Source organism: Streptomyces sp. MI02-7b, from assembly GCF_033793585.1.
Classification (GTDB): domain Bacteria; phylum Actinomycetota; class Actinomycetes; order Streptomycetales; family Streptomycetaceae; genus Actinacidiphila.
Genome location: NZ_JARAWX010000002.1, coordinates 451,251 through 472,434, shown reverse-complemented (window position 1 = coordinate 472,434; position 21,184 = coordinate 451,251). Strand labels below are relative to the sequence as shown.

At 73.0% G+C, this 21,184-nt stretch carries 21 protein-coding genes; 7 read left to right on the top strand and 14 right to left on the bottom strand.

Annotated elements, in window-relative coordinates:
* Together PV364_RS04355 and PV364_RS04350 are read left to right on the top strand one after the other, a co-directional pair.
* Complete coding sequence (locus PV364_RS04355; RefSeq protein ID WP_319658293.1) at positions 1-960, top strand: YhjD/YihY/BrkB family envelope integrity protein; 960 nt, start codon at positions 1-3, stop codon at positions 958-960.
* The gene (locus PV364_RS04350) at positions 914-1,048 is read left to right on the top strand and encodes a CsbD family protein (protein ID WP_319658357.1); all 135 of its coding nucleotides are present in this window, start codon (positions 914-916) and stop codon (positions 1,046-1,048) included. Before PV364_RS04355 ends, PV364_RS04350 begins: the two co-directional genes overlap by 47 nt.
* A 64-nt stretch (positions 1,049-1,112) precedes the next feature.
* On the opposite strand, the gene PV364_RS04345 is transcribed toward PV364_RS04350, so the two are convergent.
* On the bottom strand, positions 1,113-2,057 hold the full coding sequence (locus PV364_RS04345; protein WP_319658356.1) for a sensor histidine kinase: 945 nt from the start codon (positions 2,055-2,057) through the stop codon (positions 1,113-1,115).
* 252 nt (positions 2,058-2,309) lie between these two features.
* Between PV364_RS04345 and PV364_RS04340 the strand changes: the two genes are divergently transcribed.
* Positions 2,310-3,104, top strand: a complete 795-nt coding sequence (locus PV364_RS04340) for a metalloregulator ArsR/SmtB family transcription factor (RefSeq protein ID WP_319658292.1) — start codon at positions 2,310-2,312, stop codon at positions 3,102-3,104.
* A 116-nt stretch (positions 3,105-3,220) separates the two neighbouring features.
* Here PV364_RS04340 and PV364_RS04335 read toward each other — a convergent pair whose 3' ends face one another.
* The 7 genes from PV364_RS04335 to PV364_RS04305 form a co-directional block, all read right to left on the bottom strand.
* Positions 3,221-3,997: a hypothetical protein gene (locus tag PV364_RS04335; RefSeq protein WP_319658291.1), complete on the bottom strand. Its 777-nt coding sequence runs from the start codon at positions 3,995-3,997 to the stop codon at positions 3,221-3,223.
* Positions 3,998-4,143: 146 nt separating this feature from the next.
* Positions 4,144-5,115, bottom strand: a complete 972-nt coding sequence (locus tag PV364_RS04330) for an acetylxylan esterase (RefSeq protein ID WP_319658290.1) — start codon at positions 5,113-5,115, stop codon at positions 4,144-4,146.
* 19 nt (positions 5,116-5,134) lie between these two features.
* The gene (locus PV364_RS04325; protein ID WP_319658289.1) at positions 5,135-6,760 is read right to left on the bottom strand and encodes a glycoside hydrolase family 43 protein; all 1,626 of its coding nucleotides are present in this window, start codon (positions 6,758-6,760) and stop codon (positions 5,135-5,137) included.
* Positions 6,757-9,063, bottom strand: a complete 2,307-nt coding sequence (locus PV364_RS04320; RefSeq protein ID WP_319658355.1) for a beta-glucosidase family protein — start codon at positions 9,061-9,063, stop codon at positions 6,757-6,759. The genes PV364_RS04325 and PV364_RS04320 overlap by 4 nt, the downstream gene beginning before the upstream one ends.
* Positions 9,064-9,110: 47 nt before the next feature.
* Positions 9,111-9,929 carry a carbohydrate ABC transporter permease gene (locus tag PV364_RS04315; RefSeq protein WP_319658288.1) on the bottom strand — a complete coding sequence of 273 codons (819 nt, stop codon included), beginning with the start codon at positions 9,927-9,929 and terminating at the stop codon, positions 9,111-9,113.
* The gene (locus PV364_RS04310) at positions 9,929-10,858 is read right to left on the bottom strand and encodes a sugar ABC transporter permease (RefSeq protein ID WP_319658287.1); all 930 of its coding nucleotides are present in this window, start codon (positions 10,856-10,858) and stop codon (positions 9,929-9,931) included. Before PV364_RS04310 ends, PV364_RS04315 begins: the two co-directional genes overlap by 1 nt.
* 16 nt (positions 10,859-10,874) lie before the next feature.
* A complete protein-coding gene (locus tag PV364_RS04305; protein ID WP_319658286.1) occupies positions 10,875-12,179 on the bottom strand; it encodes an ABC transporter substrate-binding protein in 1,305 nt (434 codons plus the stop codon).
* A gap of 149 nt (positions 12,180-12,328) precedes the next feature.
* Between PV364_RS04305 and PV364_RS04300 the strand changes: the two genes are divergently transcribed.
* Complete coding sequence (locus PV364_RS04300) at positions 12,329-13,381, top strand: LacI family DNA-binding transcriptional regulator (RefSeq protein ID WP_415924523.1); 1,053 nt, start codon at positions 12,329-12,331, stop codon at positions 13,379-13,381.
* A gap of 227 nt (positions 13,382-13,608) precedes the next feature.
* Positions 13,609-14,085, top strand: a complete 477-nt coding sequence (locus PV364_RS04295; RefSeq protein ID WP_319658284.1) for a hypothetical protein — start codon at positions 13,609-13,611, stop codon at positions 14,083-14,085.
* A 73-nt stretch (positions 14,086-14,158) separates the two neighbouring features.
* Here PV364_RS04295 and PV364_RS04290 read toward each other — a convergent pair whose 3' ends face one another.
* Positions 14,159-15,337, bottom strand: coding sequence for an acyl-CoA dehydrogenase family protein (locus PV364_RS04290; RefSeq protein ID WP_319658282.1), 1,179 nt, complete (start codon positions 15,335-15,337; stop codon positions 14,159-14,161).
* Between the two features lie 347 nt (positions 15,338-15,684).
* Between PV364_RS04290 and PV364_RS04285 the strand changes: the two genes are divergently transcribed.
* Positions 15,685-16,149, top strand: a complete 465-nt coding sequence (locus tag PV364_RS04285; protein WP_319658279.1) for a hypothetical protein — start codon at positions 15,685-15,687, stop codon at positions 16,147-16,149.
* Positions 16,150-16,238: 89 nt separating this feature from the next.
* Here PV364_RS04285 and PV364_RS04280 read toward each other — a convergent pair whose 3' ends face one another.
* The 5 genes from PV364_RS04280 to PV364_RS04260 all read right to left on the bottom strand — a co-directional run bounded on the left by PV364_RS04280 (position 16,239) and on the right by PV364_RS04260 (position 19,979).
* Entirely contained in the window at positions 16,239-16,613 is a 375-nt protein-coding gene (locus PV364_RS04280; RefSeq protein WP_319658277.1) for a hypothetical protein, read from the bottom strand.
* A gap of 116 nt (positions 16,614-16,729) precedes the next feature.
* A complete protein-coding gene (locus PV364_RS04275; RefSeq protein ID WP_319658275.1) occupies positions 16,730-17,122 on the bottom strand; it encodes a roadblock/LC7 domain-containing protein in 393 nt (130 codons plus the stop codon).
* Positions 17,123-17,202: 80 nt separating this feature from the next.
* Complete coding sequence (locus PV364_RS04270) at positions 17,203-18,117, bottom strand: transcriptional regulator (RefSeq protein ID WP_319658273.1); 915 nt, start codon at positions 18,115-18,117, stop codon at positions 17,203-17,205.
* The gene (locus PV364_RS04265; protein ID WP_319658271.1) at positions 18,114-18,497 is read right to left on the bottom strand and encodes a hypothetical protein; all 384 of its coding nucleotides are present in this window, start codon (positions 18,495-18,497) and stop codon (positions 18,114-18,116) included. Before PV364_RS04265 ends, PV364_RS04270 begins: the two co-directional genes overlap by 4 nt.
* A 135-nt stretch (positions 18,498-18,632) precedes the next feature.
* Complete coding sequence (locus PV364_RS04260; RefSeq protein ID WP_319658269.1) at positions 18,633-19,979, bottom strand: PLP-dependent aminotransferase family protein; 1,347 nt, start codon at positions 19,977-19,979, stop codon at positions 18,633-18,635.
* Between the two features lie 141 nt (positions 19,980-20,120).
* Between PV364_RS04260 and PV364_RS04255 the strand changes: the two genes are divergently transcribed.
* Positions 20,121-20,942: an alpha/beta fold hydrolase gene (locus PV364_RS04255; protein ID WP_319658267.1), complete on the top strand. Its 822-nt coding sequence runs from the start codon at positions 20,121-20,123 to the stop codon at positions 20,940-20,942.
* Positions 20,943-21,184 lie beyond the last annotated feature (242 nt).

Sequence of the window (21,184 nt, the reverse complement as noted above, 5' to 3'; positions counted from 1 at the left end):
ATGGCCCGACCCGGGGTGTGGTGGACGCTGCGGCATCCGCTCCGGGCCTGGCGCCGTTCGACGGGGCACCAGGTGATGCGCCAGGGCGGGGAACTGGAACTGCTGCACCGGGCCATGGGGTTCGCGGCGCTGGGCATGGTGACCCTGGTACCGCTGCTGATCGTGGTGGCGGCGGCCGTGCCGTTCCAGCAGGCCGGCTTCGCGCAGTGGATCGTGGACGGGATGGGCCTGTCGCCGACCCCGTCGGAGGCGGTGCGCAAGCTCTTCGCCGCGCCGCGCAAGGTGTTGAGCAGTACGAGCGTGCTGAGCCTGGTGTTGCTGGGGCTGTTCGGTCTGTCCTTCGCCGCCGCGGTCGAAGTGGGGTACCTGCGGATCTGGGAACTGCCGCCGGCGCCGTGGCACCAGTTGTGGCGCCGTGCGGTGTGGCTCGTGGCGCTGACCGCGTACCTGTTCGCGGAGGCGCAGAGCGGCACGGTGCTCAAGGAGGGCCTGCCGGCCGCGTTCGTGCGGGTGGCGCTGACGCTCGTACTGGGCGTCCTGTTCTTCTGGTGGGCTCAGCACTTCCTGCTGGCCGGGCGGATCGGCTGGGCGGCCCTGCTGCCGGGGGCCATTCTCACCGTGGCGGGTCTGGTGGGGCTGCGGATCTTCTCGTCCCTGGTGTTCGCGCCGCTGATCGTGACCAACGCCGTCTCCTACGGCTCGGTCGGCACGGTGCTGATCGTCCAGTCGTGGCTGATCGGCGTCGGGTACGTCGTCTTCGGGGCGTCTCTGCTGGGCCGGCACCTCTCCGCGACAAATGACAGGTTTTCTCCCCATTCCGTCGGGCAGGCGAAGGACGAGAACGAAGCTGCCGACGCCTCGGAAGGAGACCCCCATGGGCGCCGAGAAGAAGGCCAAGCACACCGGTCAGAAGATAAAAGGCCAGGTCGAGGAGACCGCGGGCAAGGCCACCGGCAATGACCGGTTGAAGATGAAGGGCAAGGCCGACCAGGTCAAGGGCGACGCGAAGCAGGTCGTCGAGAAGTCGAAGGACACCCTCGACCCGTGACGCGCCTGGCGACCGTACGGCGCCGTGGGCCGGCGACGCGCGAAGGCGCGTCGCCGGCCCACGGCTATGCCGGGGAAGGCAGCCGCAGGTAGAAGCGGACCCGGGTGCCGTCGGCGCCGGTCCGCGTACGGACCAGGTCGGCGAGGTGGTGCACCATCAGCAATCCGCGTCCGTGCGGCATACCGCGGACCGCCGGGCGGCGCCCCGCGAGCGGGTCGTCCAGGCGACCGGCGTCGGCGACCTCGCACACCACATGGCCGTCCTCGGCCCAGACCCCTACGCTCCCGGAACCGCCCGCGTGCACCACGCTGTTGGTGATCAGCTCCCCGGCGGCCAGAGAGAAGTCGCCGAGCCGCTCCCCGCTCAGGCCGAGCCGGCGGGCCCGCTCGGTCGCGAGGTGGCGGGCGTCGGCGAGGTGCTCGGCGTCGAAGGGGTCGGGGACGGTGTCGGGCGGCGGGGGCGGCAGGGTGTTGTACGCGGCCACCACGCGGTCCGGCGCGTACGCCGCGCTGCGCGACAGGCGTCCGCCGCCGACGGTGACCGGGTGCGTGGCGTGGGCGTCGGCGAGCGCGGTGGCGTCCAGGCGGGCGGCGTCGTAGGGACACAGGATCGTCATGGGGCGGTCGGCGAAGGCCAGGTTGATCAGTGCCTCGTGCTGGGCGCAGGCGGGGTACTCCGTGGCCGTGCGTCCCGGCCAGACGGGCTCGCCGATGATGCGGACGCGGCGGTCCGGGTGCTCGTCGGCGAAGGCCCGCAGCACGCCGGGGATGATGCGGCCCGGGTTGCGGCCGGCCCGTTGCATGTCGTGCCAGTGGACCTGGTCGGCCCGCGCTCCCAACTGGGCCCGCAGCAGTTCCAGTCGGGCCCCGGGCACGGCGACGGCGACCGGTTCCCCGCTGTAGAGCCCCTCCAGGACGAAGGGGACCGTGCCCTCCATGTACTCGCGCATGCTCCGGTAGAACAGCGCCGGGTGCACGAACGGCCCGGCGCCGGAAGCCTCGCTCCGCACCTCGTCCCGCACCTTGCCACCTTCCGCCGCCCCCGGCGACCCTACCAACCGCTCGCGCGCCGCGGGCGCGGCAGCGCGGGTCCGGCGGAACCCCGTGCCCGGGGCGTGCGGCGCGACGTGCGCGTCCTGCCCGGCCGGGACGGCCTGCGCTTGTGCGGGCACGCCCGGATCCCGCGTTGACAGGCAGCCGGACGGCTGCCTATCGTCGATGGCACAGGCAGCCGTCCGGCTGCCTGTCCGGGACGGCGGGGAATGGACGACGCGATCTTCAAGGCACTGGCGGACCCGAGCCGGCGCACGCTGCTCGACAGCCTCAACGCCCGCAACGGGCAGACCCTGCGGGAGCTGTGCGCCGGACTGGACATGGCACGGCAGTCGGTCAGCAAGCACCTCGCCGTCCTGGAGGCGGCGCACCTGGTGACGACCGCCCGCCGCGGCCGCGAGAAGCTGCACTTCCTCGACGCCGCCCCCGTCAACGCCATCGCCGAGCGATGGATCGGCCAGTACGACCGCGAACGCGCCCGCGCGCTCGCGGACCTGCACAGGGCATGGGAGCTGCCGGCGATGAGCGAGAGCGCGTTCGTCTACACGACCTACATCCGCACGACGCCGGAACGCCTCTGGCAGGCGCTGACCGATCCGGCCTTCACGCGCCGCTACTGGGGCGTGGCCTTCGAGACCGACTGGCGCGCGGGGTCGGCCATGGTCTGGGAGGAGAAGGGCGCCCGGACCGCCGACCCGGACCAGGTCGTCCTGGAGTCCGAACCGTACCGGCGGCTGTCGTACACCTGGCACGCCTTCACCCCCCAGTGGGCCGCGAACGCCGGCGTGGACGCGGACGTGCTCGCCCGGCTGGCCCGCGAACAGCGGTCCCACGTGACGTTCGAGATCGAACCGCTCGGCGACACGGTCAAGTTGACCGTGATCCACGAGGCCCACGACCCCGGCAGTACCGCGCTCGACATGGTCCGGCACGGCTGGCCCGCCCTCGTCTCGGGCCTCAAGACCCTCCTGGAGACGGGCGAGACCCTTCCCGAGCCGCGCTAGGCCCGGTCGTCACATGGCCGCCGGCCGCCCGGAGGGCGGGCAGGAATGTGACGACAGGGCCTGTCAGGCGTCGCCGCGCCGTGGGACGGGACGCCCCGTCCCGGGTCCGCGACGCATCACCGGGCGTCCGCGTGTGCGTCCACGCGGCGAAGGATGGCCTCGCCGAGCCGCCACCTGTCGGAGTCGCGGACGAGGCGCGTCCGCTGTCCGGCCCTGATGACGCCTGCGAGCCGCTGCCGCTGCACCGCGTCAAGGTCGTCGACCATCTCCTCGACCAGGCACATCGCCTGGTACTGCTCAAAGGCGCTGTGCGAGTCCGCGACGGTGCCGAGCGCCGCGTCGACGTTCCGCAGTTCCGGCCTGGCCTGCATCATGGCCAACGCGGTGATGCGCTCCTCGTCACTTCCCTCCTGGAGCCAGCGCAGCACCTGGCCGGGCTCGAACTCCTGCTCCGCGGCGAGTCGCCGCGCCTGACTCATCACCGCTTCCATCGCGCGCGTGCGCTCCCGGCCGGGGCGCATCGAACCGCGGACGGACCGGTAGTCCGCAGCGATGGGACCGGCCGCCTGGAGCAGTGCCTCTGCCTCCAGGCGCAGTTGGGCCGCCTCCGCGGTATCGCCGCGCTGCTCCGACTCCTCCGCCAACGCGTATCTCTCCGCTGCCGCGGCGCGCAGCCTGAGGGTTGATCCCCCGACTTCGAAGCTCTCGACGCGATTGCCGAGCAGCCCGAACACCAGCAGCACACCGCCGAAGGTCAACAGCACAGCCGTACCCGTGCCGTTCTGCGTCACGAAGACGGCGAACACCCCGGTCCCGAAGGACAGGGCACCCAGGAGGCCTGTCAGCACCTGCAGGACAGGCGTGAACGGACCGGACGTGGGTCGTCTTTCCACCGGCTTCTCCTCGAGACGTGACCTGCTACCCGCAGCTGCGGACCGCTGGAAGCTACCGTGCTTTCAGGGCGCCGCGCACGGGTTCGGGTCCGACGGCTGGACTGCCGCGAGGTGGACAGGCGACACCGGGGGCACAGGGCGCGGGGCTACGCTCCCAGCCGCGTGCGCAGGAACGCCAGGGCGGCCTCGTCGTCGTCGATCGCGCCGCCCTCGTGGCCGTTGTAGGGCCAGACGGCGATGTCCTTGGGACCCGCGTAGGCGTTGTACGCGGCGAAGACCGTCGAGGGCGGGGTGATCTCGTCCATCAGGGCCGCCGAGAAGCGGGCGGGGACGCGGGCGCGGGCGGCGAAGTTGACGCCGTCGAAGTACGCCAGGGTGCGGTGGACGCGGGCGGCGCGGTCGCGGTGCACGGCGAGGTAGCGGCCGATCTCGCGGTACGGGTCGGCGTCCGTGACGACGACGGCGCGGGGGAAGTCGCACAGGAACGGCACGTGCGCGACCAGGGCCGAGACGTCGGGGACGAGGGCCGCGACCGCGAGGGCCGTGCCGCCGCCCTGGCTGGCGCCGAGCACCGCCACGCGGTCGGGGTCGACGGAGGGCAGCGTGCGTACCGCGTCGACGGCGCGCACGGCGTCCGTGAACAGCCGCCGGTAGTAGTACCGGTGGGGATCCTCGATGCCGCGGGTCATCATGCCGGGTGCCTGCGGGCCGGCGGACCCGGAGTCGGGGGTGTCGCCGCGGCTCCAGCCAGAGCCCTGGCCGCGGGTGTCCATGTGGAGGTGGGCGAAGCCCGCGGACGCCCACAGCAGCGACTCCAGGGCGTGCCCGCGGCCGCCGCCGTAACCGACGTAGGACACGACGGCGGGCAGCGGGCCCTCCGCGCCGCGCGGGAGCCGCAGCCAGGCGCGTACCGGCTCGCCGCCGTACCCGGGGAAGGTGACGTCGAAGACGTGCACGGTGCGCAGGCCGGTGTCGACCGGTTCGACCGTGACGGCGCCGGGCGGCGCGGCGGCGCGCGCCGCGGCGAGCGTGCCGTACCAGAAGTCGTCGAAGTCGTCCGGCGCGGTCTGGGTGCTGCGGTGGGCCCGCAGTTCCGGCTCGGGCAGATCGGTGAACACGGCTGTGGCTCCAGGGTGGTCAGGGGGTGAGGGGCCGGTAGTCGAACCAGTCGACGTCGGCGACGCCGGCGGAGGCGGCCCCGTGCGCGGTGGCGTAGGGGCCGAACCACACGCCGAGGAAGCCCCCGGCGCGCGGGGAGCTGAGGAATCCCCCGTCCACCGCGGTCAGTTCGGTCTCCCCCGGCTCGGGGCCGTCCACCGGGGCGTACCGCAGCCCGAGGCGCTGGCCCTCGGCGTGGATGCGCAGCACCACAGGACCGCCCGCGGGCAGCGGTGCCTCGGCGACGACGCGTTGCACACCGTGCTCGCGGACGGCGGCGAGCACGCGGCGCCCGCCGCGGCCGTCGCCCGCGACCGCCAGCACGAGGTGATCGGCCTCGGACTGGCGGACGGCCAGGCCCGCCCACTCGCCGGGCGACCGCGGCGCCACGTCGAACAGCGCGGAGACGCTGACGCGCTGGTGCTGCTGCCGCCGTCCGAGGAAGCAGGGCGTGGCGGTGTCGGCGAGCGACGCCGCACCGAGCGGCAGCCGCAGGTGGCCGGGCCGTGCGGTCAGCGACCAGAACGGCGGGCCGGTGCGGACCTGGTTCCAGGACGGGCGCAGCGCGGGGCCGTCGAAGTCGTCGCGGGCCGGTTCCCGGTACGGCTCGGCCGGCGGGCCCGCGACCGCGGGCGGGGCGAACGGCCCGAGGGTCGTGCCGACGCCGGGCGCGAAGAGGGGCCAGCCGTCCTCCCACGTCACGGGGACGAGGAAGGTCTCCCGCCCGAGGTTGGGGTGGTAGCCGCCGTAGGGGCGGCTGCCGAGGAGCACCGCCCACCACTCCCCCGCCGCGGTGTGCACGAGGTCGGCGTGGCCGACGCCGACGACGGGGAAGTCGCGGCCCAGGTGCCGGTGGGTGAACACCGGGTTGGCCGGGTTGCCGGTCCAGGGCCCGGTGACGTGGTCGGCGCGGGCGACGCTGACGGCGTGCCGGTGCTCGGTGCCGCCCTCGGCGGCGAGCAGGTAGTAGCGGCCGTCGACCTTGTACAGGTGCGGCCCCTCCGCCCACACCGCGCCGTGCAGCGCTCCGCGCCACAGCAGGTGCTCGGGCCCGGTGAGGGCGACCGCGACGGGGTCGAACTCCCGCAGCCAGACGTCGGTCTGGCCGTCCCACTCCCCCGGTTCGGCGAGCCGGGTGCCCGTGCACCAGGCGCGGCCGTCGTCGTCGAAGAAGAGGGAGGGGTCGATGCCGGGGGCGTCGTCGAGCCACACCGGGTCGCTCCACGGCCCGGCGGGGTCGGTGGCGGTCACGACGAAGGTGCCGTTCCTGCCCGTGCCGCCGACCAGGGTGGTGATGACCCAGAAGAGCCCGTCGTGGTGCCGGATGGTGGCGGCGAAGATCCCCTCGGAGGAGGCGACGCCGCCGAGGTCCACCTGCGCGGGGCGGTCCAGGACGTGGCCGATCGGCCGCCAGTGCACCAGGTCGCGGCTGTGGAAGACGGGGATGCCGGGGAAGTACTCGAAGGTCGAGGTGATCAGGTAGTGGTCGTCGCCGACCCGGCAGACGCTCGGGTCGGGGTGGCAGCCCGGCAGTACGGGGGCGGCGGGGGCGGCAGCCTGGTCACAGCCGCCCGCCACCTCCCCCGTACCGTCGGACGGCTTCACCCGGTCGCCCCGGAGGCGGCCGTGACCCGCGCGTGCAGCCTGCGGGTGTGATCCACCTGCCGTGCCGGGCCGGTGAGTTCGGCCCGTGCCGTGAGCCGGACATCGGCACTGGAGGCACCCAGTCGCAGTTCCAGCGCGCCGGGCTCCACGACGCGCCGGCCGTCCCGGCCGGTGAACGCCGCGACGTCGGCGGGCACGGTCACCCGGACGCGGGTCGCCTCGCCCGCCTCCAGCGGGAGCCGCAGGTACCCCACCAGCCGCTGCACGGGCTGCACGACCGAGGCGACCGGGTCGTGCAGATAGACCTGGACGACCTCGCTGCCCGCGCGGGCACCGGTGTTGCGGACGGTGAAGGACAGCTCGACCTCGCCGTCGGTGCCGGTGACGGCCCGGCCGTCCTGCGCGGCGCCCGCTCCCGCGACGTCGAGATCGCCCCACTCGAAGGCCGTGTAGGTCAGCCCGTGGCCGAACGCGAACGCGGCGGCCGGGTCGATGTTGGAGACCTCGCTGGCCCGCGCGAGCGGTGCGGCCAGATACGTGGACGGCTGCACGGCCGGGTGTGCGGGCACGCTGACCGGCAGGCGCCCGGAGGGGGCGATGCGGCCGCCCAGGACGCCGGCGAGCGCCGGGGTCCCCTCCTGGCCGGGGAAGAAGGACTGCACGATCGCGGCGGCCTCGGTGACGGCCCGGCCCAGGGCGTAGGGCCGTCCGGCGAGCAGGGTGAGCACCACGGGGGTGCCCGAGTCGAGCAGCGCGTCGAGGAGTTGCTGCTGCACGCCGGGGAGGGTGAGCGACTCGGCGTCGCAGCCCTCGCCGCTGGTGCCGCGCCCGAACAGGCCGGCCCGGTCGCCGAGCGCGGCGATGACGACGTCCGCGTCCCGCGCGGCGCGCACGGCCGCCGCGAAGCCCTTGGTGTCGGGGTCGTCGATGCCGCAGCCCGCGACGGTGACGATCTCGGCGCCGGGGAACTCCGCGACCAGCGCCTGGCGGAGCGTGGGCAGGTCGATGCCGGGCGGGGTGCCCGGGTGCTGCGACCCGACGTGGACGGGGAAGGAGTAGCACCCCAGGACGGCGGCCGGGGTCTCGGCCTGGGGGCCGACGAGCGCGATCCTGGCGGGCCGGTGGAGCGGCAGGGTGCCGTCGTTGCTCAGCAGGATCACCGACCGCTCGGCGAGCTGCCGGGACAGCTCGCGGTGGGCCGCGGAGTCCAGGTCGACGGTGCCGCGCAGGCTCTCGGGGTCGGTGAGGTCGGAACCGGCGAGGGCGGGCGGCACCGGGCTCCACTCGGGGTCGAGCAGCCCGAGTTGCGCCTTCTGCGTCAGGACCCGGCGCAGGGCCCGGTCGATCAGCTTCTCGTCGATCCGGCCGGCGGCGACGGCGTCGCGCAGCGGCTGCCCGAAGGTCTTGACGGTCGGCAGTTCGATGTCGACACCGGCGGTGAGCGCGGTGCCGGCGGCATCGGCCCAGTCGGCGGCGACGCCGTGCAGGGTCTTGAGGAAGGCGATGCCGAAGTAGTCGGCGACCACGGTGCCGTCGAAGCCCCAGGTGTCGCGGAGCAGTCCGGTCAGCAGTTCCTCGTCGGCGGCCGACGGCACGCCGTCGGTGTCGGTGTAGGCGTGCATCACCGACCGGACGCCGCTCTCGCGGACCGCCATCTCGAACGGCGGCAGGACGACGTCGGCGCGCTCGCGCGGTCCCATGCTGACGGGCGCCAGGTTGCGCCCGGCGCGGGAGGCCGAGTAGCCGGCGAAGTGCTTCAGGGTGGCGACGATGCCGGCCGACTCCAGTCCCTGGATGTACGCGGTGGCGATGGTGCCCACCAGGTACGGGTCCTCGCCGATCGTCTCCTCCACACGGCCCCACCGCGCGTCGCGCACGACGTCGAGGACGGGGGCCAGGCCCTGGTGGATGCCGACGGCGCGCATGTCGCGGCCGATGGCGGCGGCCATGACCCGGACCAGGTCCGGGTCGAAGGAGGCGCCCCACGACAGGGGTACGGGGTAGGTGGTGGCGCCCCAGGCGGCGAAGCCGGCGAGGCACTCCTCGTGCGCCATGGCGGGGATGCCGAAGCGGTTGGCGGCGGCGATCCGCTCCTGGGTGCGCATCAGGGACAGCGCGCCGAGGGCGGGGTCGACGGGGGCGGTACCGAAGGGCCGGGTGAGCTGGCCGAGGCCGGACGGAAGAAGGTCGTCGAGGCTGGGGGGCTGGTCCATGTCGTGCTGGTGCGGGGCGACTTCGGCGCCCTCGTTGGACGCGCCGACCCAGAGGCCGTACAGCTGCGCGATCTTCTCGTCCGGGGTCATGTCGCGGATCAGCGCCTCGACGCGGGAGTCGGCGGTCACGTTGTCGTTCACTTTCCTCCGACACCCATCAGCCCTTGGACGAGGGCACGGCGGGCGAACAGGTAGACGAGCAGGACGGGGATGGTCGACAGGACCACGGCGGCCAGCAGGCCGGGGATGTTGATGCCGTACTGGGTCCGGAAGTTGTACAGGCCCAGCGTGATCACCTTGGTCTCGTCGGACTGGGTGAGCACCAGGGGGAAGAGAAATCCGTTCCACGCCTGGAGCGCGGAGAAGACGACGATCGTCGACAGCCCGCTCTTGGACAGCGGCACCACCAGCTGGAAGAAGGTGCGGCGCACCGAGGCGCCGTCGACGGCCATCGCCTCGAACAGTTCGGTGGTGATGTCGCGCATGGTGCCGGTGAGGATCAGCGTGCAGACCGGCAGGCAGAACGCGGCCGTGGGCAGGATGACGCCGACAAGGTTGTCGTAGAGCCCGGCCTTGCTGATCACGTAGAACATCGGGACGATCACCGCCTGGGCGGGGATGGCGAGTCCGAGCAGGAAGAGCCGGAACACCCCGGAGGTGCCGCGTCCCCGGTTGCGGACGATCGTGAACGCCAGCGGCGGCACGAGCAGCACGACGATGGCGACGACACTGACGGTGACGACCACGGTGTTGAGGAAGTACTGCCCGAAGCCGTTGCTGAAGTCCTGGACGTAGTTGTCCAGGGTGAAGGACTTGGGGAAGGACAGCGGGCCGTTGGCGCTGTACGCCGAGCGGGACTGCACGGTCGCGCCGAGCATCACGTACAGCGGCAGGCCGACCAGTGCGAGCCACACCAGGGCGCCGAGGCCCGCGAGGTAATTGGGGCGGCGCCTCATCAGAGCCCTTCCTTGGTGCCGGCCATCTTGTCGTAGCCGGAGACCTTGACCACGACGAGCGAGATCACGGTGGCGACGACGACGAGCATCAGCGCGATGGCGGCGCCCGCGCCGAAGTCGAAGCCCTTGAAGGCCTTGTCGTACATGTAGTAGGCGCTGATGGTGGTGTCGGTGCCGGGCCCGCCCTGGGTGAGGATCAGCACGGTGTCGAAGGTCGTGAGGCCGCCGACGACCATGAGGATCACCGAGGTGATGATCGAGTTGCGCAGCTGCGGCAGTGTGATGTGGAAGAACTTCCGTACGGTGCCCGCCCCGTCGATCTCCGCCGCCTGGTAGAGCACCTGCGGGATGGCCCGGGTGGCGCCCTGGTAGATCAAGGCGTGGAACGGCGTGAACTGCCAGGTGCTGACGAACACCAGCACCCCGATGGCGGCGGTCTGCGTGCCGAAGAGGTTGCCGTCGCCGAACAGCCAGCGCGCCTGCGAGGGCACGCCGAAGTTCGGGTCGAGCAGGGCCCGCCAGAGCACCGACACGGCGGTGGCCGACAGCAGCAGCGGTACAAAGAAGATCGCGGACAGCACGGCCCGGTTGCGCTCGGGACCCGCCGCCCAGACGCCGAGCAGGATGCTCAGCGGGGTCTGGACGACGACGCCGAGCACGGTGAGCAGGACGCTCAGCCACAGGCTCTTGATCATCACCGGGTCCTGGAAGAGGCGGACCCAGTTGTCGAAGCCGGCGTACTCGGGCGAGCCGAGGCCGTTCCAGGCGGTGAAGGACAGGACCGCGACCATCACCAGCGGAACGAGGGCGAACAGCGCGAAGAACACGGTGGCGGGGAGCGCCCAGGCCAGGCCCGGCCGGCCGACGGTGCGGCCGGCCGGGCGCTGGGTCTGTCGCTTGCCCGTCACGGTGGCGGCGAGGGAAGCCATGCGGGGGACGTCGCTTTCAGGAGGCGGGCAGGGCCTGCATGGCCTTGATGAAACCGTCGGCGTCGAGCTGGCCGTTGAAGAACTGCTGCACGGCCTGCTGGATCGGCGTGCCGGCCGCCGGCGGGTAGGCCTGGTCCCACGACAGCTGGAACGAGGGGGCCTTCTGGACCAGATCGAACTGGTACTTCAGGTACTCGGGGTGGTCGGTCGTGTCGAGGAACTTGGTGGTGTTCGTGGTGGTCGGCAGGTTGCCGATGGCCAGCTGCTGCTTCACGAAGCTGTCGGAGTACATGAGCTTGAGGAAGTCCGCGACCGCGTCCGGGTGCTCGGTCTTCTTCAGCACCGAGTAGAAGTTGTTGGTGTTGCCGACGACGTTCGCCGGGTCGCCCTTGCCGCCGGGGATCGTCGGGAAGCTGGTGTAGCCGAAGTCGTTCTTGACGAAGTCCGGGTTGGCGTCCTGCTGCGTGGAGTACTCCCACGAGCCCATGAGCTCGAAGCCTGCCTTGCCGGCGGCCAGCAGGGCGGGCGAGCCGCCGTCGGTGAACTTCACCGAGTCGTAGTTGGTGCCGAAGGCGCCGGCGTCGATGAGCTGCTTGAGCATGTCGAGCGCCTTCTTGCTGTCCTCGCTCTCCCAGGCGCTCTTGTCGCCGCTGAGCGCCTTCGAGAACAGCTCCGGGCCCGCGACGCGGTCGTAGAGGTACTCGAACCACATCAGGGTCGGCCACCTGTCGCCGCCGCCGAGCGCGATCGGGGTGACGCCCTTGGCCTTGAGCTTCTTGACCGCGTCGACGAGCTCGTCCCAGGTCTGCGGGGGCTGGATGCCGGCGTCGGCGAGGACCTTCTTGTTGTTGAACATCAGCACCGGCTGGGTGCCGCGCATCGGCACGCCGTAGGCCTTCCCGTCGATCACCGCGGTGTTGAAGACCGAGGGCAGGAAGTTGTCCTTCAGGCCCGGGTCCTTCTGGATGAAGTCGTCGAGCGGGAGCAGCAGACCGGCCTTGACGAACGGCTGGATGCTGCCACCACCCCAGTTGAAGAAGACGTCGGGGGCCTGCTTGGTGTTGATGACGGTCTGCAGCTTCTGCTGGTAGTCCGCGCCGGGGATGGTGTCGAGGACCGCCTTGACCTTCGAGGTCTTGTTGAACTCGGCGACGAGCGCCTTCTCCACCTTGTTGGCGGAGTCGCCGTACACCAGGACGTGAATCGTCCCGGAACCGCCGCCCGCGGAGGAGTCACTGCCGCCGCAGGCACTCAGGGTCAGGCCCAGTGCCAGTGCCGCACCGCCGGCGACGGCACGGGGAAACCACGCACGCTTCTTCATCTTCGACCTCTCGAAAGTTTCGGCCACTTTGCCGAAATTCGCCTGACGACGGACCGTAGGCTTCCCTCAGCCCGGGGTCAACAGGGTGGAATCGCCGGGACCAAACCGTTATCGAACGGCGGCGCTCCCGGTGCCCTATCCTGTGCGCCATGCATGAAGATGAGATCGCGGGCGGCCGGATCACGCTGGCCGACGTGGCTTCGAAAGCCGGCGTATCACTTTCGACAGTTTCGAAAGTCCTCAACGGCCGTCCCGATGTCGCCGCCCCGACCCGGAGCAAGGTCGAACGGCTGCTGGAGGCCAACGGCTACCAGCGCCCGGCGCCCACCCAGCCCGAGTCCCGGCTGATCGAGATCGTCTTCCACGAGCTCGAGAGCATCTGGGCGATGGAGCTGATCCGCGGTGTGGAGAACGTCGCCAAGAGCCGCAACATGAGCGTGGTGCTCACCGAGAGCGGCACCCGGCACGCCCCCGGCCCGGAGTGGATCGAGGGGGTGCTGCGCCGCCGCCCGCTGGGCGTCGTCCTGGTGTTCTCCACGCTCCCGGACGACCTGAAGCGGAAACTGCGGTCACGGGCCATCAACTTCGTGATCATCGACCCCGCGGGCGACCCGGAACCCGATGTGCCCTCCGTGGGCTCGGCGAACTGGGCCGGCGGGGTCGCCGCCACCCGGCACCTGATCGAACTCGGCCACCGCCGCATAGGGATCATCACCGGCCCGGACGACATGCTCTGCTCCCTCGCCCGCCTGGACGGCTTCCGCTCGGCCATGGGCATGGCCGGGCTCGCGGTCGACCCCGATCTCATCCGGTACGGGGACTTCCACGTCCAGGGCGGCCACGACGGCGCGCTCGACCTGCTGGAGCGGCCCGACCCGCCGACCGCGATCTTCGCGGGCAGCGACCTGCAGGCGCTCGGCGTCCTGGAGGCGGCCCGGGTGAAGGGGCTGCAGGTGCCCCGGGACCTGTCCGTCGTCGGGTACGACGACATCCCGCTGGCGCAGTGGGCGAGCCCGGCCCTCACCACCGTCAATCAGCCGCTGCTCGAAATGGCCGAGGAGGCGACCCAGATGCTGCTGCGCATGGCCCACTCCGGGGACACCGCGGACGCGGGCACCATGCGCGTGGAGCTCGGGGTCCGACTGATCGTCAGGAAGAGCACCGCCCCGCCCCGCGACTCCACAGGTCCGGGCGCCGGCTGAGCCGGCGGCGGCCGCGGGCAGGGCGCACGGCGGGCGCACGGCAGCGTCGGCGTGAGCACGGAGGACCCTCCGGCGAGGAGGTGTGACGAAGGCCACACCCAATGTCAACGGTCTTCGGAGCGGCGGCGATTACCACGGGCGGGTGGCGGGAAATGCTCGCTATGGCCGCGGCCGAGAGCCCTGGTCGGCCCCACTGATGGGCGTTCTTCTGAGGGGGAGATGCACCCATGCGTACCCACGCACGACACAGTCGCGGCGAGCGCACGACAGCCGCGCTCGGGGAGGAGCACGAACGCACTCAGGTGCTCGCGCTCCTGGCGGCGGACGACTCCGACGCCGCTCCGGACTCCACCGATGACGCCGCCGACGGCCTCGACGCCTTCGACGAAGAGGGCTACGAGATCTTCCGCGTGCACTGCCCCGACTGTGCCCGCCCGATCGCGCTGCTCGCCGACGAGGACCTGCTGCCGGAGCACGCGCTGTGCTCCTCGCCCTGGAATCCCTTCGGGCTGACGGTCTGCCCCGGCTCGGGCCGGCCCGCCGCGGACGCGACGTCCGCCGACGGGGACGACGCGGCCGAGGACCAGGACTGGGGGCAGCTGCTCACGCTGCCGGACAGCCTCGACTGGCGCACGCAGCCCTTCTCGCACGTCGGCGGCCCGGGCTCGCAGCCGATCCGGCTGCCGTTCCAGCGCGCCGCCTGACCGCGCCCCGCCGGCCGCGGTGCCGCGCCACCCGTGAGGAGCGGCGCGGCACCGGAGCACCACCGGGTGCCGCTCAGGGGGCCTTGCTCTCCGGCCCGGCGAGGCTGCGGGCGATGACCATCCGCTGGATCTGGTTGGTGCCCTCGACGATCTGCAGGACCTTGGCCTCGCGCATGTACCGCTCGACCGGGAAGTCGGCGGTGTAGCCGTAGCCGCCGAGCAGTTGGACCGCGTCCGTGGTCACCTGCATCGCGGCGTCGGTGCAGAACAGCTTCGCCATGGCGGCCTGCCGGGAGAACGGCCGGCCGGCGTCGCGCAGCCGGGCCGCCGCGAGGTACAGGGCCCGGCCCGCCTCGATCCGGGTCGCCATGTCGGCGAGCATGAAGCGCAGGCCCTGGAAGTCCACCACGGGCCGGCCGAACTGCTGCCGGTTCATGCCGTACGCCAGCGCCTCGTCGAGGGCCGCCTGTGCGATGCCGATCGCGCACGCGGCGATGCCGAGGCGCCCGGAGTCCAGGGCGGACAGCGCGATCGTGAAGCCCTGCCCCTCCTCGCCGATCCGGCGGGCGTCGGGAACGGTGACCCCGTCGAAGTGCACCTGTGCGGTGGGCGAGCCCTTCATGCCCATCTTCTTCTCCGGGGCCGCCGCCGACAGCCCCTCGGCGTCGCCCGGGACCAGGTAGGCGGTGATGCCGCGCGCACCCTCGACGCCGCTGCGGGCGAGCACGGTGTAGAAGTCGGCGACGCCGCCGTGCGTGATCCACGCCTTGGTGCCCTCGATACGCCAGCCCTCGCCCACCCGGGTGGCCCGGGTGCGCAGCGCGGCGGCGTCGGAACCGGCGGCCGGCTCGGACAGGCAGTAGGCGCCGAGCAGCGAGCCCTCCAGCATCGCGGGCAGGTACTCGGTGCGCTGCTCCTTGGCGCCGTAGTGGGCGACCGCGTGGCTGGCCAGGGTGTGCACACTGACGCCGAGCCCCACCGTGAGCCGGGCGGCGGCCAGTTCCTCCAGCACCTGCAGGTACACCTCGTACGGCTGGCCTCCGCCGCCGTACTCCTCGGGGTAGGGCAGGCCGAGCAGTCCGGCCTCTCCGATCAGGCGGAAGGTGTCGCGCGGGAAGATCCCCGCGTCCTCCTCCTCGGCCGCCTTGGGCTTGATCTCCCGCTGGGCCAGCTCACGCACGAGCGCGAGCAGGTCGCGGGCCTCCTCGGTGGGTAGCTGGCGTTCCACCGGCTGGGGGCCGTCGTGGGTCATGGCGGCGCTCTCCTCCCTGTCGGGCGCGGCGGTGGCGTCCGCCCAGGATGTGGCGGCGCTACCGGTATACGTACCCTCCGCCCATGGTCTCCCGCCGGGTCACGGCATGGTCCGACCTGCGGCTTCGGCGCGATGGAGTATGCCCGATCGGAGGTGCCGGCGTCACGGGTTGCCGGTCGGCTGAGCGGGAGCGGCGGATTTTGTCATATCGCGCGCCGCCCAGGCACGGCTTTCGCAAGGCCGCACGGGTTGCGCGGGGTCCGGGATACCGTCTGCGGGCGCGCGGTGCGCGTCGAGGGCCGTGCGATCCGTGCGGCCGGCACAGACGCTGGGGAAGGGTGATGCGGGTGTCCGTGATCCGTACGTGGGGTCCGCGGGCGGCCGCCGCCGCGGCGGTGGCGCTGCTGGTGACGGCCTGTGGCGGCCAGGGCTCCGGGACGCCGGACGGCCCGGTGGCGCTGGAACGGATCGGCCGGGCGATCGGCTGCACCCCGCAGGTGCAGACCGATGTCGACGAGCTGCGCCAGGGGGCGTGCACGACGGAGCGCGGGGCGTACGTGATGGTGACCTTCACCAGCGCCGCGGGGCAGCAGTCCTGGCTGGACGAGGCGCAGCCGTACGGAGGCTCGTACCTGGTCGGCGAGCGCTGGGTGGTCGAGGCCGAGCCCGACGCCCTGGAGCCGGTCCGCAAGGAGCTCGGCGGCACGGTCGAGGAGGGGCAGCACCACGGGGGGCACGCCTCCCACCCCGGCGCCTCGGCTCCCTCCGCCCCCTCTTCCTCCTCGGCGTCCCCGGACTCGCCGAAGGGCTGATCTCCCCCCACGGGACCGGCCCGGCACACGTGGCGTCGCCGCCGTGTGCCGGGCCGTCACCGGCCGCGGGGTGGTCGGGTCGGACGGGGTCAGATCTCCAGGTCGGCCTCGATGCGCTTGAGCTGGTGGCGGGCCATCGCCAGGTTCGCGCGGTCCTTGTCCAGCGCGACGTAGAGGAAGAGGCCCTTGCCCGAGCGACCGGTCAGCAGCCGGATCATGTGGATCTGGGTGTTGAGCGTGATCAGGATGTCCTCGATGTGCTCCTTGAGGTTGAGCATCTCCATCGTGCGCATCTTGGCGCGGACGACGTCGGTGTTGCCCGCGGCCGCGACGGTCAGGTCGAGGTCCTTGGAACCACCGAGGGTGCCCAGGGCCATGCCACTGCCGTAGTCCACGAGAGCGACGCCCAGGACGCCCTCGATCGACGTCATTACATCCTTCAGCGCGGTCTCGGTGTTGGCCATGACGGTCTCGCTTCCTTGTCGTTGAGTTCTGTTGCGTGATGAATGCCTGGGACCCGTGGCGGCGCGGCCGCGTCCGGTGCCCGACGGCTTGTCGGCTGGTGAAGGTGGTCGTACGGTCACTTCCGCTCCTGACGTTGGAGCGCGAGGTCGACGAGATCCTCGATCCGTCGACTGGATCGGCGGGCCTCCAGGTGCAGCCGGCCCACGTTCGAACCTGGACCCGCGACCAGGGCGAGGGCCATCGCGCTGCCCGCCGCGTACGCCGCGACGTATCCGCTGTCCCCCCGGACGATCAGCTCCCGGAAGGCACCCCGTTCGGTCGCCTCGGTGATCCTCGCCGCCACGCCCAGCGCGGCGGCGGTGAGCGCGGCGACGCCCTCCGGTTCCGGCCCGCTGAGGTCGTGCGCCACGACCAGGCCGTCGGCACTGGCGACGAGCCCGCCCGTCAGGTGCGGCACCCTCGTCCGCAGACTCCGGAGTTCGGCCAGCACATCGGCTTCGAGTGCCACGAGCTGTCTCCTTCCGGCGAGCTGCCGCAGAGCCTTCCTCCACGGTCGGTCGGCAGGCGCCGGGCGGGTCGGCAGGGCGCTCACAGGCGGGCCTCCAGGGCGGCACGTAGTCGGAGCAAGAGGGCGACGGAGGGATCGGTGGACGCCGACGCCGCGGGCTGCGGTCCGGCGGCCGCCGGGGGTGGGGCGAGGGTGGACGGTTCGGCCCGGGCCGCGGTGGCGATCCGGCCCCCGGCGGCCAGCCGCCGGACGTCCAGCAGCGTGGCGAAGGCGGAGCGGCCCAGGTGCCACGCGATCTGGACGGGGGTGCGGCAGCCGTCCGCCGCCGCGAGCACGGCCAGTTGACCCCGGGTGGGGGCGCGGGCCCGCCCGCCGCGGAACTCCTCCCCGGGGCGCGGGACGACGGGGCCCGCGTCGGTGTCGTCCCACGGCCAGGCGCGTTCCAGCTGGGTGCGCCTGCGCTGGGCTTCCCTGGCGATCCGCTGTGCCGGGACCGGCCGGGAGATCGGGCCGAGCCGGGAGGTGGCGCCCGGCTGGAACCGGTCGGGCTCCGAGTCGGGCAGCAGGGTGAAGTACGCGGCGTCGAACAGCGCGAGCAGGTGGCACAGTTCGAGTTCGCCGCGGGCCACCCGGCCGGTGTCCACCAGGTGCGGGCCCACGCCGCGGCCGACGTCCGCGGTGGTGACCGCCTCACGCCACTGGTCGGGAGTCAGACGGCCGCAGGCCATCAGCCGCACCCCCAGGTCGGGGGCGCACGGGCTCTCGGCGTGCACGACGGCGCCGTCGCGCAGGTAGACCGCGCCCGCGGACCCGTACAGCGCGCCGCTGGCCCCCGCGTCGGCGAGCCGGGCGAGCGCGGCGCCGAAGGCGTACGCCCCGAACCGGCCGGGGCCGCCGGCGACCGGGTCCGGAGCCGGGACGCCTCCGCGGGACGGCGTCCGGCGGGGCAGCGAACGCAGCGCAAGCGGAGGCCGCGCGGCCTCGGCCCCGGTCATACGAGCACCAGCCGGTCGGCGATGGACTGGAGCCCGATCCGGGCGACGGCCAGGTTGGCGATCGCCCGGTCCAGCCAGATGTACAGGATGACGTCGCTGTCGAAGGACGTGTCCAGGAAGCGGATCAGGTGATAGCTCCCCGGCGCGGTGATGATGATGTCCTCCACCGGTATACGCCCCGGCTCCTTCGCCGTGAAGGTGGCGCCCTCCACGACCGCCCGGGCCGCCTCGGTGGTGTCCGCGGCCGCGGCCTCGTGGCCGTGGCCCGGTTCCTGCCCGACCGCCCCGAGGATCAGGCCGCTGCTCCAGTCGACCACGCTCGCCCCGAGCACACCGGGTATGGCCAACGCCTCGGAAAGGCATTCGTCGATGCCGGGCACGCGCACCCCTTCGCCGCCACGTCTGGTATACGGAACAGCACGGAACGTTACTCAAGCCGTACGCGAATCAGGTGAGTTACGGCATTTTCCATTGGCACGTGCGACGGACTCGCTAGGATTCCGAACCGCTTGCGCTCACTCGGCGGAATTGTCCTCCGGTGCCCCCTTGGCGATCACCGCGAGCGTGTCCAGCGCACGCCCGAGGACCTGCGGGGACGGTGAGGCGAGGCCGATCCGCACGGCGTGCGGGGCACCGCCCTTCCCGGCGGCGAAGGCGGCGGCGGGGGTGACGGCGATGCCGTGCCGGGCGGCCGCGGCGACGAAGGTGTCGGCCCGCCACCGGCCGGGCAGCCGCCACCAGCAGAAGTAGGCGTGCGGGTCGGCGGACACCGCGAAGCCGGCCAGCCGCTCGGCGGCCAGGCGCGCGCGGGCGGCCGCGTCGTGCCGCTTGGCCGTCATCACGGTGTCGAGCGTCCCGTCGCCGATCCACCGCGTGGCCGCCTCCAGGGCGAAGCCGGTGGCGAGACCGCCCGCGGAGCGCAGGGCGGCGGCGACCGGGGCGGTCAGTGCCCCGGGGACGAGGGCGAAGCCCGCGGTGAGGCCGGGGGCCAGCCGCTTGGAGAGACTGTCGGTGAGGATCACGTGCCCGGGCGCGTACGCGGCGAGCGGGGGCGGTGCGTCGGGCCGCAGAAAGGCCCAGACGGCGTCCTCGACCGCGTGCAGGCCCAGCCGGCCGAGGGTAGCGGCGAGCTCGGCGCGGCGGTCGCCGGACATGGTGACGCCGAGCGGGTTGTGGAGCGTGGGCTGCAGGTAGAGGGCGTGCAGCGGAGCGGCGGCGTGGAGTGCGGCGAGCGCGTCGGGCCGCACGCCGTCCTCGTCGCACGGAACGGGGACGAGGCTCACTCCGAGCCGTGCCGCGACGGAGGCGATCGCGGGGTACGTCAACGGCTCGACGCCGAGCCGGCCGCCCGGCGGGACCAGGGCGGCGACGGCCGCGGCGATGGCCTGGCGCCCGTTGCCCGCGAACAGCAGCCGCCGCGGGTCCGGCCGCCACGCCGGGCCGGACAGCAGCGCGGCGACCGCCTCCCGGGCGGCCGGCGTGCCGTCGGCGGTGAGCGGCCGCAGGGCCGCGCCGAGGACGTCCGGCCGCAGGAGTGGGGCGAGGCCTGCGCCCAGCAGTTCCGACTGGCCTTCGGCGACGGGGTAGTTGAGCTCCAGGTCGACGCGCTGCCGCGCGGGTTCGGCGAGCGCGGGGCCCGCCGCCGGTGCGGTGGCGCGGACGAAGGTGCCGCGGCCCACCTCGCCGACGACCAGCCCGCGGCGGGCGAGTTCGGCGTAGACGCGGACGGCCGTCGAGTTGGCGATGCCGTGCCGCCGCGCGAAGGCGCGCTGCGGCGCGAGCCGGTCACCCGGACGCAGCCGGCCCGCGGCGATGTCGGCCGCCACGGCGTCGGCGACCGTGCGGTAGTCCTCCGTCGGCATGTCCCCTCCAGAGCGAAGCCCGTATTGCACCGAGAGCAAAGAGCTTATTGCTCGGAGCGAGAGGGGGCGCCTAGCATCACGGCCAACGGCCCGGCACCGTCGGGCGATCGGGGAATCCTCCGGCGGGAAAGGGGCACGGTTGTGGCGACCGCGCACGTCAACGGCATCACCGTCGCCTACGAGGACGAGGACGAGGGCGGGCACGGGGACGGCGCCGCGCTCCCGCTGCTGCTCGTGCACGGGCACCCCTTCGACCGCACCATGTGGGCCCCCCAACTGGCCGCGGCCGCCGCGTCCGGGCGCCGGGTGATCGCCCCCGACCTGCGCGGCTACGGGGCCAGCGAAGTGGTCCCCGGCATCACGCCGCTGGGGACCTTCGCGCAGGACCTCGCCGCCCTGCTGGACCACCTGGGAGTCGCCCGGGTCGTGCTCGGCGGGCTGTCGATGGGCGGCCAGATCGTGATGGAGTTCCAGCGGCGCTTCCCGGAACGGGTCGCCGCGCTCGTCCTCGCGGACACCTTCCCCGGCGCCGACACCGAGGACGGCAGGAAGGCCCGCGAGGCGATGGCCGAGCGCCTGCTCGGCGAGGGCATGGCGGGGTACGCCGACGAGGTGCTGGACCGGATGCTCGCGCCGTACAACGTCAGCGGGCGGCCCGAAGTGGCCGCCCATGTGCTGCGCATGATGCGCGGCACCCCGCCCGGGGGCGCCGCCGCCGCGCTGCGCGGGCGCGCCATCCGTCCGGACTACGGCGACGTGCTCGCCGCCGTCCGCGTGCCCACCCTGATCGTGGTCGGCCGGGACGACGTGTTCACCCCCGTCGCCGAGGCCGAGGCGATGCACCGTGCCGTGGCCGGTTCGCGGCTGGCGGTGGTGGAGGAGGCCGGGCATCTGCCCAACCTGGAACGTCCCGAGGCCTTCGAGGGCGTACTGCGCGATTTTCTCGGCGAGTTGGACGAATAGGAGCGCATCCGCCACGTCCCGGGCCGGGTTGCGACGGGAACGGCACCCTCGCCGCCAGACCCGGCCGCTGCCGCACGGGCACGGGCCTGCACGGCGTCACACGCCACGGCACCACGCACGGCCGCCACCGCACCGCCGCTCACGACCCCGTTCGCGTCCACCGGGCACAGCGAGGGGAAGGCAATCGGGCGGCCCCGCGCACCCCCTCACAGCCCGCAGCACCACCACAGGGGCCCCCAGCG

Excerpts from the sequence above, each read along its gene's own strand:
- PV364_RS04280 (WP_319658277.1), bottom strand. The coding sequence starts at position 16,613 with ATGGCCAACACCGAGACCGCGCTGAAGGATGTAATGACGTCGATCGAG.
- PV364_RS04270 (WP_319658273.1), bottom strand. The coding sequence starts at position 18,117 with ATGACCGGGGCCGAGGCCGCGCGGCCTCCGCTTGCGCTGCGTTCGCTG.
- PV364_RS04300 (WP_415924523.1), top strand. The coding sequence starts at position 12,329 with ATGCATGAAGATGAGATCGCGGGCGGCCGGATCACGCTGGCCGACGTG.
- PV364_RS04290 (WP_319658282.1), bottom strand. The coding sequence starts at position 15,337 with ATGACCCACGACGGCCCCCAGCCGGTGGAACGCCAGCTACCCACCGAG.
- PV364_RS04305 (WP_319658286.1), bottom strand. The coding sequence starts at position 12,179 with ATGAAGAAGCGTGCGTGGTTTCCCCGTGCCGTCGCCGGCGGTGCGGCA.
- PV364_RS04320 (WP_319658355.1), bottom strand. The coding sequence starts at position 9,063 with ATGACCCCGGACGAGAAGATCGCGCAGCTGTACGGCCTCTGGGTCGGC.
- PV364_RS04260 (WP_319658269.1), bottom strand. The coding sequence starts at position 19,979 with ATGCCGACGGAGGACTACCGCACGGTCGCCGACGCCGTGGCGGCCGAC.
- PV364_RS04295 (WP_319658284.1), top strand. The coding sequence starts at position 13,609 with ATGCGTACCCACGCACGACACAGTCGCGGCGAGCGCACGACAGCCGCG.
- PV364_RS04315 (WP_319658288.1), bottom strand. The coding sequence starts at position 9,929 with ATGAGGCGCCGCCCCAATTACCTCGCGGGCCTCGGCGCCCTGGTGTGG.
- PV364_RS04310 (WP_319658287.1), bottom strand. The coding sequence starts at position 10,858 with ATGGCTTCCCTCGCCGCCACCGTGACGGGCAAGCGACAGACCCAGCGC.
- PV364_RS04355 (WP_319658293.1), top strand. The coding sequence starts at position 1 with ATGGCCCGACCCGGGGTGTGGTGGACGCTGCGGCATCCGCTCCGGGCC.
- PV364_RS04340 (WP_319658292.1), top strand. The coding sequence starts at position 2,310 with ATGGACGACGCGATCTTCAAGGCACTGGCGGACCCGAGCCGGCGCACG.